General features: G+C 39.6%; 10 protein-coding genes, 2 pseudogenes and 1 riboswitch. Of the genes and pseudogenes, 6 read left to right on the forward strand and 6 right to left on the reverse strand.

The window, feature by feature from the left end; genetic code table 11:
- Positions 1–85: 85 nt before the first annotated feature.
- Positions 86–1,348 carry a leucine-rich repeat protein gene (locus tag BACFIN_RS13160; RefSeq protein WP_007751287.1) on the forward strand — a complete coding sequence of 421 codons (1,263 nt, stop codon included), beginning with the start codon at positions 86–88 and terminating at the stop codon, positions 1,346–1,348.
- An 86-nt stretch (positions 1,349–1,434) separates the two neighbouring features.
- Here the strand turns inward: BACFIN_RS13160 and BACFIN_RS13155 are convergent, their stop codons facing one another.
- The gene (locus BACFIN_RS13155) at positions 1,435–2,142 is read right to left on the reverse strand and encodes a TIGR02757 family protein (protein WP_007751291.1); all 708 of its coding nucleotides are present in this window, start codon (positions 2,140–2,142) and stop codon (positions 1,435–1,437) included.
- Positions 2,143–2,424: 282 nt separating this feature from the next.
- Here BACFIN_RS13155 and BACFIN_RS13150 point away from each other — a divergent pair, with 282 nt between their 5' ends.
- Positions 2,425–3,735, forward strand: coding sequence for an amino acid kinase family protein (locus BACFIN_RS13150; RefSeq protein ID WP_007751296.1), 1,311 nt, complete (start codon positions 2,425–2,427; stop codon positions 3,733–3,735).
- On the opposite strand, the gene BACFIN_RS13145 is transcribed toward BACFIN_RS13150, so the two are convergent.
- Positions 3,716–4,591, reverse strand: coding sequence for an urea transporter (locus BACFIN_RS13145; RefSeq protein WP_007751298.1), 876 nt, complete (start codon positions 4,589–4,591; stop codon positions 3,716–3,718). The genes BACFIN_RS13150 and BACFIN_RS13145 overlap by 20 nt on opposite strands.
- A gap of 243 nt (positions 4,592–4,834) precedes the next feature.
- Positions 4,835–5,059, reverse strand: coding sequence for a winged helix-turn-helix domain-containing protein (locus tag BACFIN_RS13140; protein ID WP_007751301.1), 225 nt, complete (start codon positions 5,057–5,059; stop codon positions 4,835–4,837).
- Positions 5,060–5,371: 312 nt separating this feature from the next.
- Here BACFIN_RS13140 and BACFIN_RS20665 point away from each other — a divergent pair.
- Positions 5,372–6,230: pseudogene (locus BACFIN_RS20665) on the forward strand (AraC family transcriptional regulator).
- Positions 6,231–6,265: 35 nt separating this feature from the next.
- On the opposite strand, the pseudogene BACFIN_RS13135 reads toward BACFIN_RS20665, so the two are convergent.
- Together BACFIN_RS13135 and BACFIN_RS13130 are read right to left on the reverse strand one after the other, a co-directional pair.
- A pseudogene (locus BACFIN_RS13135) lies at positions 6,266–6,811 on the reverse strand (DUF6597 domain-containing transcriptional factor); the annotation flags it as partial.
- A 151-nt stretch (positions 6,812–6,962) separates the two neighbouring features.
- Positions 6,963–7,832, reverse strand: a complete 870-nt coding sequence (locus tag BACFIN_RS13130; protein WP_007751317.1) for a DUF6845 domain-containing protein — start codon at positions 7,830–7,832, stop codon at positions 6,963–6,965.
- 1,188 nt (positions 7,833–9,020) lie between these two features.
- On the opposite strand from BACFIN_RS13130, the gene hdhA reads away from it, so the two are divergent.
- Together hdhA and pncB are read left to right on the forward strand one after the other, a co-directional pair.
- Complete coding sequence (gene hdhA / locus BACFIN_RS13120) at positions 9,021–9,800, forward strand: 7alpha-hydroxysteroid dehydrogenase (RefSeq protein WP_007751324.1); 780 nt, start codon at positions 9,021–9,023, stop codon at positions 9,798–9,800.
- A 152-nt stretch (positions 9,801–9,952) separates the two neighbouring features.
- Positions 9,953–11,128 (forward strand): nicotinate phosphoribosyltransferase, encoded by a 1,176-nt coding sequence (gene pncB / locus BACFIN_RS13115; protein WP_007751327.1) that lies wholly within the window; start codon positions 9,953–9,955, stop codon positions 11,126–11,128.
- A 137-nt stretch (positions 11,129–11,265) separates the two neighbouring features.
- Here the strand turns inward: pncB and BACFIN_RS13110 are convergent, their stop codons facing one another.
- Positions 11,266–11,589: a thioredoxin family protein gene (locus tag BACFIN_RS13110; RefSeq protein WP_004296832.1), complete on the reverse strand. Its 324-nt coding sequence runs from the start codon at positions 11,587–11,589 to the stop codon at positions 11,266–11,268.
- Positions 11,590–11,759: 170 nt separating this feature from the next.
- A riboswitch (cobalamin riboswitch) is annotated at positions 11,760–11,963 on the forward strand.
- A gap of 132 nt (positions 11,964–12,095) precedes the next feature.
- Here BACFIN_RS13110 and accC point away from each other — a divergent pair.
- Entirely contained in the window at positions 12,096–13,607 is a 1,512-nt protein-coding gene (gene accC / locus BACFIN_RS13105) for an acetyl-CoA carboxylase biotin carboxylase subunit (protein WP_032839448.1), read from the forward strand.
- Positions 13,608–13,610: the final 3 nt, after the last annotated feature.

A 13,610-nucleotide genomic window follows, 5' to 3' on the forward strand; every position in this document is an offset into this window, starting at 1 on the left:
TTAGAAATGCGAGACTGCATTGTAACTCTGAAAAGGTAAAATCTCGCTACTTTTGCAAGCGGAAAACTTGTAAAAGAAAAAAATTATGAAAAAGATTGTTATGTTATTAAATCTCATGCTTTTTATGGTAGCATGCGGAAAAGAAAGTGATGAATATAAAAACAATTCACCATCCATTGGGCAATCATCCGATATATCGGAGGCTTTGCTCGAAAGTTTCTCAATAGAACAGCTTCCCGAAAAAACGATCTATACGCTAGGTGAAAAGATTGATTTAACCGGAATTAAAGTGATAGGCAATTACGATGACGGTCAACGACGACCTGTAAATGTAACTTTGGAACAAATCAGCGGCTTTTCCTCTTCAACTCCCGTTGAAAAACAAGAGGTTACAGTTACCATAGAGGGGAAGCAAAAGACATTTACTGTGCAAATAGCCCCTATACGTATAGAAAATGGTGTATTAACGGAAGTAGTGAACGGTTATGAAACAATCACGTTGCCCAATCATGTAAAATCAATTGCGAAAAAAGTGTTTTATGGTAGAAAAATAAGTAAAGTAATACTCAATGAAGGACTTGTGGCTATCGGAGAAGAAGCTTTCTTCAATTCAAGCATTCAAGAAATCGTTTTTCCTTCAACTTTAGAAAAACTTGAAGCAGACATATTTTACTATTGTAAGAACTTGAAGAGTGTAGACCTAAGTCAGACAAAGATCACCACACTTCCTGCCAGCACATTCTTTTTCTCTGGTATTGAAGAAATTAAACTGCCTCTAACACTAAAGGAAATCGGAGCACAAGCGTTTCTTGGAACTTCAAAGCTGAGAACAATTGAAATCCCTGAAAATGTAAAGATAATCGGGATAGAAGCTTTTCGTGAGAGTGGTATTACAATAGCAAAATTACCAAACGGAATTATAACTTTAGAAGGCAGAGCTTTCTACCATTGCCCGGAATTAACAGAAGTACTAACTTACGGATCTGTTGTCAGTGACACCCCTGACGCCATAATCAAAGCATGCTGTTTTGAAGGATGTCCACAATTAACTCGCTTTGAAATTCCACAAAGCATCCGGATATTAGGCCAAGGGCTACTCGGTGGCAACCAAAAAGTGACTCATCTGACCATTCCTTCGAATGTCATCCAAATCGATTTCTCAGCATTCGATAATACAGGTATTCAGGAAGTGAAAGTAGAAGCAACAACTCCACCACAAGTATTTGAAAAGGTATGGTACGGATTTCCTAAAAACATAGCAACCATTCGTGTTCCTTCCGGAACAGCGGAAAAATATAAATCGGCAAATGGATGGGAAGAATTTAAAGACAAAATAAGAACGTTCTAATATTTCTTTCTTCGATTATAACTGAAAGGTAAGTACCTAAACCCTTACTTTTTCTGTTATAATCGATTTTTACATTACCGACTGATTTATATTTCCCCATTTACTCCTAACCCAAACAATGCAAAATCCCCCAAACAAGGATCATCAGGAAATACCTCTGCCAAAGCAACAGTAATCTGACGGGCATTCTTCAAAGAGAAAGTTTCCGAATCCGTCAAATTTAAATAATGAGCTACCCGGCAAACATGTGTATCTAAAGGAACGATCAGATCTTTCTGGTCGAAACTATCCCAGATCCCAAAATCAACTTCCGAATCCCGACGAATCATCCAACGCAAAAACATATTCAGTTTTTTCTGTGGACTTTTTGCAGAAACCTCAAGAAAAGCACATAACTTTTCCATCGGTATTCCGGTATACACATTTAAAGCTTCCTCTAAACTGTCAAAGCAGGAGTAAGCTGTATACAAACGCTGAAAATATCCATAAAAATCATCATATGACAGCATTCGATAAAAACTATTCTTCGCTCCCGCAGGGAAATCGTCCTTCCAACGGCATGATAATACATATCGGTAAGGCGAATCTCCCATTAATCCATGTAACTCCTCTGCTTTCTTCCGTATCTGCTTACGATTACCAAAACTCATTATTGCCGTCAGCAGACCGCTAATTTCAATGTCCTGTTTCAGTGTGTAACGATGAGGGAACTGCACCGGATCACTTTCTATAAAACCGGCACAATGATAAATTTCCGCACACATCAATAGCTTGTTCTTTATATCTTCAGTCATTTCAAAAAAAGGTATCAATCATTAAAGATGCAAAAATACATATTCTAATTCTATTTTCACTCCAAATATAAAACTGACATATCTTTTAGATTATGGTATAATATTGGCATATTAACCATAGGAAGAAACAACTTTCCCAATAACGAGATCGTGATTAACAATCTTATTTTTAAATATTTGCAATATTCAAAGTAACTAAAAAGCTCAATAGAAGCTTTCTATTTTGAAAAAAGCATTCCATTTTGTAAAAAAGATTAGCAACCAATAAAATACCAGATAACGATGAAAGTTTGTAAATTTGAAAAAATAAAGAACGAGGAAGAGATAATACGGATTATTGATTGTATCCGAAACGAACATCCTCATGTAGTAGTAATTCCAACAGCAATACCTCTACAGAAATGGCTGCAAAAAATTTCTGCCAGCTGGTTTCACCATGAAGACGAAACTTCACATTCTATTATCAATACAATAGAAGAATATTACTATACATTAGCAGATCATCTTATCACAAGTAATAAACTTAACAAAGACATAAATGTACTTATCCAAAAATACTGTAATAATATCCACAACTTAGTGGAAGAAAAAGCCGATTTACTTATAGATAAAATAATAAAAGCTGAAATATACCGACTATTTAGCCATTTATTTACTTATTGCCTACGTGAGCAAGGTATAAATGCCAAGTTACTCGACACCAGCATATTTATGCAACTCAATCTTGAACGAAAGCCTGACATTCCCTATATCCAGGAAAATATCCGACCATATATAGAGCAAAATCAGGATACAGAAATATTCATAGCTCCTCTCTCCTTATGCCAGAACGTATATGGTGAAATAGATTTTGTTAACAAAAAATACAATGATTATTACACTATCATATTGGCTACGGTCTTTAATGCAAATGAAGTCCTCTTATCAACAGAAATCAATCATATCTGTGCAAATCTAAATAACCAGCGCGAACAACACTCTCTGACTTATGCAGAAGCCGAACAACTGATAAATAATGGTGCATATTTACTTTATGCAGATTGTATCACTCTTGCAGCACATTCAGATATAGCCATCCGCCTGATAGATACCAATGATACGGCAACCGAAAAGCTATATATTTCTTCCCATGATACGAAAAACAATATAAAAGCGATACTTGTACAAGATTCGGTCACCCTCGTTCGTTTTACCTCATTGAATGTGCTCCCCGACTATTTACTGATGGGTAAACTACTGGAAGTTATAGGCAAATATAAAATCAAAATTATTTCTATGGCCTCATCCAATGTATCCGTTTCCATGATCCTAGCCGCCAGCCGTGACACATTGCGCATCATTCAGAGAGAACTACACAAATATGTAAAAATGACCACCGATGAGAATATGTCCGTAATACATGTTATAGGCTCCCTTCATTGGAAACACAAACAGATAGAAAGCAGTATTATAGAAACAATCAAAGATATTCCCATATCCCTAATCGCTTATGGCAGTAATGACCACTGTTTGACTATATCAGTCCATACTACCGACAAAAACAAAGTCATCCGTTTATTATCACAACAATTTTTCAGGCAACTTTCCGCTTAGCAGGAAACAGGGTAAGCAACATATACCGTATTCCTACCGTAATCCATACGGAAAAAACAAACGGAGCAGTCAGTGTAGTAATTCCGACATCCATTCCCAAAAGTTGAAGAAAAACAGATAATAACACGGAGAATACGGCATATACTCCCCCGCTCCATGTCTTGTCTCCCAAAGCGATAGCGCATAACACACCATTATATCCCATTAGCCCTGCATTCAATACCGCAGATTCGACTCCTGCCAACAGAGCTACAGGAATAGGCAACAATGCTCCCAACACCGTATAGACAGCATTCACACGAGAATTAACCAAAATACCTAAAAGAAAAAACAGACCTGTCAATACAGCGCCACCTTGGAACATCACTTGTCCAATATTCAGGCTAAACGACTGTAAGAAAGCGAATGCTTGCGTTCCCGCAGTATTTTCGGATTTCAATAGTAAAGAAGGAAACCAGCAAGAACAGACAAACAGTAATATCCATACAGACAGAATAAAAGGAGCCGTAAATCCGGAGATAAAACGTTGCAAACTAAAAAGCCGTACAATCCACGTGGATAGGCAAGAAACAACAATCAATAATAGCAAGGAAGGCAAAGTTATCGACATAAATGCCCCTATCGCAATCCCCACCAGCGTCCCATTGAACCCATACAAACCATTTTCAATATCTTCGCGACTATAACCGAACAAGTAAGCTGTCAATGTACCTACTATATTACCTGCTACAGCTAATAAAGCCATCTGCCAGGAGTTTAGCAAAACACCAACTAACATCAATCCCCCCGACAGTGCATTATTCTGAAACATCACCTGCCCCACTCCCCGTCCCAATATAAGCAAAAATTTACCCATAAATTTCTTCTTAATCTATTAAGCAATTATAATTCGAAGGAAAAAGTATATATATTTTATCTATCACACATAATAAACAGACATTTTTATACATTCATTATACAAAGAGTTGCCCTATTATTGAGCAACTCTTTTAAATATAAAACTTCTTAAGTTCAAACTTAACTTGTGATACCTTATACGGACATATTCTTACTTATAAGTTAACGGAACTTCAAAAATATTCACTCACAAAACCTACTATTATCCAAAACTGAAGGGAAAAGTGCTTTCATCAGATAAAGCAATTAATCCATTTTTCCGTTGGATACAAATTTTGTTCTCTCGTGCCAACCAACCGGCAGCCAATGCTGTACTTTCTACGCTTAGGTTTAATCTTCTCGCCAATTCAGGTATTGAAATTTCACCAATTTCTTTCAGGGCATACCAGACCTTTCCGGCATTGTTCCCTACAATTGTTTTATCCATGGCTATTTTTATTAATAATTCGGTTACAATATAATCATTTTCAATAATAGTTTATAACAAAACCAGCTTTTTCATTTTAGTTTTTGACATTATTTAAAACAAGAAAATCAAATTCGCAATTAACGGTTAAAAATTTGGCCATGGTTCACACCATAACACCACTGTAAGGTACATTATATATCAAAATAAATTCTCAAAACAGGTATAGGGCAACCATAGAAAGAAAATAGAAAGTTGACATTTCCGCAATATCGGACAAGTCATTTCGTTTTTTTACCAATACCTTTGCGAAGTGAAATACCCAAATTAGTTATGCAACAGAAAAAAACAACGAAAGAGGAATATCAAAAGTGCGTAAATGTTGTAGTGGAATACATCATCCAACATTTAGGAGAAGATATTGATTTAAAATCTCTGGCCAGAATTTCAAACTTTTCTCCTTTTTACTTTCACCGGATCATGAAAGCTTTTCTCGGTGAACCGATTGGTACGTTTATTGTCCGGACGCGGACAGAAGCTGCCGCACGCCTACTCCGCTACTCGGATATTCCGATTGCTGACATCGCCTACCGGATTGGTTACGCATCCCCTTCTTCATTATCGAAAGTGTTCAAGCAATTTTTATGGCATTTCACCTTTAGAATATAGAAACAATAAAAACTTTGTAATTATGAAACCAGCGATTATCAGGCCAGACCTGGAACTAAAAAAAGAGATCAGAAATGTCTCCGAACGGAATGTGATTTATATCCGCCTTACAGGCGACTACAAACTGAATGATTACGGTGGCACTTGGGGCCGTTTATTCCAATTCATCAAAGAACAAAAACTGCCGATGGGAGATTTCAGCCCGCTTTGCATCTACCACGATGATCCGAAAGTGACGCCAGCCGAGAAACTGCGTACAGACGTATGCATGGTAATGCCTGTAAAGGTTGCCCCCAAAAGTGATGTGGGATTCAAGGTTATCCCAGCCGGACGTTATGCTATTTTCCTTTATAAAGGCCCGTATGACAATCTGCAAGCTGTGTACGATACGATTTACGGAAAGTATCTGCCCGAAATGGAATGTACGATACGTGATGAAGCCAGTGCTGAACGCTATCTGAACAATCCATGTGACACTCCCCCCGAAGAGTTGTTGACGGAGATCTATATTCCGGTAGAATAATCCGGATAAGGGGACGAAGGAACAGCAGTCACTTCCAGACAGGCTGTTTCCGACAAATGAGAAATGTTGATTTGCGGCCGGAGGTTTATTTCATGAAAGACAGCAGACATCCGCTTGAGATTATACTCAGGAAGAGTGTATAAACGACGAAGAAAAAACTGTTCTATCAACCGAATACAAACTGCATTATCAGAAGTATCCGTGACCTGTTTCACTAAATCCGACAGTTCTACATCTTCCATCGCATCGGTATCTACAGTCTGCCCACGGAACAAATGACTGGGTATATGAAACAATGCTTTTACCGCATAAGGTTGAAAAACAACAGTAATCATCTCTATCCTGCCTGTAGACATCACATCCGAGAAACCGACCGATTGTCCGGAAATAAAGGATTGGGGTTGCAGCTCCGACTCGCCCAACAAAAGAAGTTGTTTCCCTTTATGGAATACCAGTTGCATGCAGCCAATAGGCAGAGTCCGTTCGGAGACAGGAGCTATTGAGTCGTCTTGCAATATCCAGTAATGCCGTATATAGGGAGCCAGTGCAAAACAGGGTTTTATCAGTTGAAATGATTGCATATAACAAAGATATTATTTCTTAATCCAAATGCAAAAGTAAAACTCCTGTTTAAAAGGGGATAGTAAAAAAAGGACTTCTTTGCTTAATTAAAAAAGCATCCCCTGCTTGAAGAAACATGATTGCAACTCATTCAAACAGAGGAAGAATTCTTTAGATAACGGAAAGTCCATATTCGTAGGCTTCCGACATCGCATTGTAATCTGCATCGGAATATGCGCCTTTATCTCTTGCTTTCTGCATATCTTTCATAAACGATTCCACAGAAGACAGGAAGCTATAATAATTCTTTTGCTCTTCATCATAGCCTGTGACAGTAGGAAGTTTCTTTGCAGCTTCGAGTTCTTTCTTCAATTCTGCCATCTTCACATCAATGCGAGCACCCTCCAGTACATGTTTGCGGGAATAAAGATTCATTATGCTTTGCACAGTGCCGGACATCTTACGCATAGCCATGATTTGATCTTTCAACGGTTCGTCGGCAAGAAGTTCTTTTTCAGCCTGTTCCGTGAGAGGGCTTAGAATATCAAAAATCACTTGTTTATATTCGGACATTTCTACACTTAGCCGATAGTTTTCATCCAAGAGCTTGCCAGCCTTGGCTGTCTCTTTGGCCTGCTTGTAAGAGAGAAACTTATTAAAATTATCATAGAATTGCGCCCGTGCACTGAAAAGTCCTCTATAACTCTGCTTCAGATTCTGACGGACTTGTATATTAAAGTAATCTCCCGGATCCATCAATTCCGCAGTGTCTCTGGCAGATACTTCAGGCGGTGCTATCGGAGATACTTCAGGAACTTTTCCTGTCTGTTCCATATATCCCAAGACCGCATTTACGTCTTTTGCATTAGCTACATGCCTCAACACGATGAGCGATGTATGATAATAGTTTATCACTTTACTGGCATTATCCAATTCCTCCGGAGTGACGGAGGACGCAGCCTGTTTCTTGTTTCCTCCCGAACAGGAAACCAATAAGAAAGCACCTATCAGTGCTCCAAACAATAAGATATTCTTCTTCATAATAATGGTTAGTTTATTGAGTCTTTCGTACTATAACAATAAAAATCGTTTTTTGTTATAGACAAACAATGCATATTCGAAAAGTGTAGTGGAGAGAGTTAAGATGCTGTTGACTATGATTAAGGAATAAACAATCATAGTGTATAAAAACAAAAAATGGCTACTCATCACGAGCAACCAATCTTTTGTTAACCTTAAATCTAATACTTATGAAAAAAACACTGTACAAAGGTACCATATTTCAGGTAAATAGCAAATTTTAGAGCCTAAACAGCCCATATTATAACAGGGTTTAATAATCCGGGAAGCGTATTAACATTTCAGACTTTGCACGTTAACATTTAACATATTCATTCACACAAGTTACTTCTTGGGTAAGTAAGAATAATCCGAAGATGATATCGTAAAGGAACGGGAGGTGAAAAGCCTGCGGGATAACCAATATTCGTTGTTTTGATGAATCAATCCGAAACTCTGGTTGTTTTCTGTTTGTTTCTTTTTCGTACTAGGTTTTGAATTAAACAATGATAGCCTTCCTATTCCTATTGATTTCTATGGGCATTCTTTTATAATCGATTCACTATTTAGACTCATTTCATTCGTTACTTTTACTTCGTATAACTATAGTGTACTTTGCGTATGACTATAGTTATACGCAAGGGAGACTATAGTTATTCTTGCGGAATACTATAGTCATACGCAAAAAGAATAAGTAACGCGGCTAATCTGATTAGGCAGAAAAAGAAATAAAAATAGTATTTGGCTCCTTCCCACACCGTATAGAGCTCAAACCGATTTTTCGGACTGATCCATTTAATCTCTTCGGTCTGCAGTTGACTTACAGGCATAAAAAAAGGCTATCTTCCCAGACAGCCAATCTTTTGTTAACCTTAAATCTAATACTATGAAAAACACAGTACAAAGATACGGACTTTCCGGTTATCTCCAAATTTTGAGGCCAAAGCAGCGTACCTTATAACATGGTTTAATAGAATCAGAGCTGTATTAACAAATGAGAGTCCAGGCATTAACATTTAACAGTTTTCTTAAATAATCAGAGCGTAAAACTGGAAAAGATGCAAAAGTTTTCGAATCGAACACCTTATCTTATTAAAGAGAGTTTATGAGGGCTAACAAATTTCTCTGCCAGCTGTTTCTAATAGAAGGTAATCATCAAATTCCCATTATATGAACAGATTCGAAAATAAAGTAGTTGTCATCACCGGTGCCGCCGGTGGTATCGGCGAAACAACCACACGCCGCATTGTCTCCGAAGGAGGCAAAGTAGTCATCGCTGACCATTCCGAGAAAAGAGCGGAGCAGCTTGCCAACGAACTCACGCACGCAGGGGCTGACGTGCGTCATGTCTATTTCTCCGCCACCGAACTCCAGAGTTGCAAAGATTTGATTGATTTTTCCATGAATGAATATCAAAGAATAGACGTACTGATTAATAATGTAGGAGGAACTGATCCCAAACGTGACCTTAGCATCGAAAAGCTGGACATCAACTACTTTGACGAAGCATTCCACCTGAATCTCTGCTGCACGATGTATCTTTCCCAACAGGTCATTCCTATCATGACTGCCAATGGCGGCGGAAACATTGTCAACGTAGCTTCCATAAGCGGACTTACGGCTGATGCCAACGGTACTTTATACGGCGCCAGCAAAGCGGGTGTCATCAACCTGACGAAATATATCGCTACTCAAATGGGAAAGAAAAACATCCGTTGCAACGCCGTAGCTCCGGGACTGATACTTACTCCCACTGCATTGGACAACCTGAATGAGGATGTACGTAATATCTTCCTCGGTCAATGTGCCACTCCTTATCTGGGAGAACCGGAGGATGTTGCAGCTACCATCGCTTTTCTGGCTTCGAACGATGCCAGATACATCACTGGACAAACGATTGTGGTGGATGGAGGACTGACCGTTCATAATCCGACAGTGGCGTTATCATAAAACGACCGGATAACGTATTATCGGTAAAGATGACAGATTATTAACCGGTAACCATTACAAAAAATAATCTCTTTTTCCTTGATGTTACCGATAGGAAACATATCTTTGTGACCAACTAAAACGTATGGAAATTAGAATAAAGAACGAATGTCATGATTGTTAAGACACTATTAGATACAGATCTTTATAAGTTTACCACATCGTATGCTTATATCAAACTGTTTCCCTATGCAATGGGCACGTTTAGTTTCAACGACCGGAATGAAACTCAATATACCAAAGATTTCCTGAAGGCACTCAAGGCAGAGATCAAGAACCTTAGTCAATTGAGGTTCACGGAAGAGGAATTGGAATACATGACGAAAAACTGCAGATTCCTTCCGAAAGTCTACTGGGAGTGGTTGTCTTCTTTTCGTTTCGATCCGAATAAGATTGACATTCATCTGGATGAAGCTTGTCATCTCCACATCGAAGTGACCGACTTGCTTTATAAAGTGACTTTATACGAAGTGCCTTTGCTCGCTATTGTCTCCGAAATCAAAAACCGTTTCTTTGGCAATGTAGCAGACATGAACGAGATTCTTTGCAAGCTGTCGGAGAAAATAGAATTGTCGAATCAACATCAGCTTCGCTTTTCAGAGTTCGGCACACGGAGAAGATTCTCCATTGATGTGCAGGAAACGGTTATCAAGAAGCTGAACGAAACAGCGCAATATTGCACCGGAACTTCCAACTGTAACTTTGCAATGAAATATGGAATGAAAATGATGGGAACTCATCCACATGAATGGTTTATGTTTCATGGAGCACAGTTCGGATATAAACATGCCAACTATATGGCACTCGAAAACTGGGTGAATGTTTATGACGGTGATTTAGGTATCGCACTTTCCGATACATATACTTCTGGCATCTTCCTTAGCAACCTTAGCCGTAAACAAGCCAAACTTTTCGATGGAGTGCGGTGTGATTCCGGCAATGAATTTGAGTTTATCGATAAGCTGGTTGCCCGCTACAAAGAGTTGGGAATCGACGCGACAACCAAAACCATCGTATTCAGCAATGCCCTAGACTTTACAAAAGCATTGGATATTCAAGAATACTGCAAAAACAAAATCCGCTGCTCTTTCGGGATCGGTACCAATCTCACCAATGATACCGGGTTCGAACCTTCGAACATCGTGATGAAACTGACACAATGTAAGATGAATGTCAATCAGGAATGGAGGGAATGTATCAAACTGTCTGATGATGAAGGAAAACATACCGGCAGCCTTGAAGAGGTACAGGCTTGCCTGTATGAGTTACGACTCAACAGAAAGCAATAAAAATAAAGAAAAGCAGGAAGTACCTCACCGGAGAATACTTTCTGCTTTTCTTTATGCATATTAGAAGTATGCCAGACAAAGACATACCAGCATAGAATCAGCTACGCATATCATTGTAACAAACTATGCTATAATCGTCAGGATTTGAATCCTTTCACTGCTCTTTCCAATCTTTCCAAAGGTAATTCGCCGGATTGTCTCCAGAGCTGTTGTCCTTTTCTAAAAAGAATAAAGGTAGGAGTCGACTCAACTGTATAGAAATCTGTAAGGGCTGGTTCCTGATCGATGTCTACCAATACCACTTCCAATGTTCCTTCCATCAGTTTCTTAAATTCTTCAACAACCGGTTTCATACGTTGGCAATGAGGACACCACGTTGCATAAAACTCTGCCATTACCCAATCACCGTTAGCCAGTTTCTCCTGATTTCTTTCTTCACGAGCTATTTTCTTTTCTTTCATACGAATATCTCCTTTTAATTAATTACTATCAACCTAACAATATCAGGAGAAATATAGTTTAGAAAAGTAGCAAGGTTATACACTAATTAAAGAATCCTTATTTAAAGATAAGCATTGCACAAAAATGAAACTTTCGTGCAAAAAAGGAACATCTTATTTAATATTTATTTATCTTTGCCCCCCGAAATGGTTCAGAATCCGTATCCAACGGACGACGATTAATAGGGAATCGGGTGTAAGTCCCGGACAGTCCCGCTGCTGTGAAGCTCTGTTCAATGTCTTATAATTGAACTAATTTAACGCCACTGATGTTAATCGGGAAGGCAAATAAGACAAGAGTCAGTCAGAAGACCTGCCATTTTGTGTAAGACGCTCCCCTCCTCGTGGGTTAGGAGAAAGAGCATCACTTGTTAAGCCCCAAATCAAAAAAATACTGTTTTTCGTCGGGTGGAGTATGTCCATTAGATGGGAAGACATTAATAAGTATGTACTTAATTGAAAAAAGTATGATAAAAAAAATCTTAGTAGCCAATCGCGGTGAAATTGCCGTAAGGGTGATGCGCTCCTGCCGGGAGATGGAGATAACGAGTATCGCTATCTTCTCCGAAGCAGATCGGACCGCGAAGCATGTGCTTTATGCAGACGAAGCTTATTGCGTAGGGCCGGCAGCATCCAAAGAGAGTTATCTGAATATAGAAAAAATCATCGAAGTGGCGAAAGCAGCTCATGCGGACGCCATCCATCCGGGTTACGGCTTCTTGTCCGAGAATGCTACCTTCGCCCGTCGATGTCAGGAAGAAGGAATCATCTTTATCGGACCTAATCCGGAAACAATGGAAGCCATGGGGGATAAAATTGCTGCCCGTATCAAAATGATCGAGGCGGGAGTACCCGTAGTTCCCGGCACACAAGACAACCTGAAAAGCGTGGAAGAAGCCATAGAGCTTTGCAATAAAATCGGCTATCCGGTGATGCTGAAAGCTTCTATGGGCGGTGGCGGAAAGGGTATGCGCCTCATCCACAATGCCGAAGAAGTAGAAGAAGCTTATACCACTGCCAAGAGCGAATCGTTGTCTTCCTTTGGTGACGACACGGTTTATCTGGAGAAGTTCGTTGAAGAGCCTCATCACATCGAGTTCCAGATTCTTGGTGACAAGCATGGAAATGTCATTCATCTATGCGAACGCGAATGTTCCGTGCAACGCCGTAACCAGAAAATCGTAGAAGAGACTCCTTCGGTTTTCGTCACTCCCGAACTACGGAAAGATATGGGTGAAAAGGCGGTAGCTGCGGCTAAAGCGGTGAACTACATCGGTGCGGGTACTATCGAATTTCTTGTTGACAAACACCGCAACTATTATTTCCTTGAGATGAACACCCGTTTACAGGTGGAGCATCCGATTACGGAAGAAGTAGTAGGTGTAGACCTTGTGAAAGAACAGATCAAAGTGGCGGACAACCAAGTACTCCAGCTGAAACAGGAAGATATCAAACAACGCGGACACGCCATCGAATGCCGTATTTGTGCCGAAGACACTGAAATGAACTTCATGCCAAGTCCCGGAATTATCAAACAGATTACGGAGCCGAACGGTATCGGTGTGCGCATTGACAGCTACGTGTACGAAGGATACGAGATACCCATCTATTACGACCCGATGATCGGCAAACTGATCGTATGGGCCACCAACCGCGATTATGCCATCGAACGCATGCGCCGCGTGCTCCACGAATACAAGCTCACCGGAGTGAAGAACAACATCAGTTATCTGCGTGCCATCATGGACACTCCCGATTTTGTGAAAGGGCACTACGACACAGGATTCATTGCCAAGAATGGCGAACACTTGAAACAATGTATCATGCGCACCAGCGAACGTGCTGAAAACATTGCCATGATTGCCGCATACATAGATTACCTGATGAATCTCGAAGAGAACAAAGGTGATGCAACGGATAACCGTCCTATCAGTAAATGGAAGGAATTCGGGTTACACAAAGGTGTATTAAGAATCTAAATT

It is taken from the genome of Bacteroides finegoldii DSM 17565 (assembly GCF_000156195.1).
Taxonomy (GTDB): domain Bacteria; phylum Bacteroidota; class Bacteroidia; order Bacteroidales; family Bacteroidaceae; genus Bacteroides; species Bacteroides finegoldii.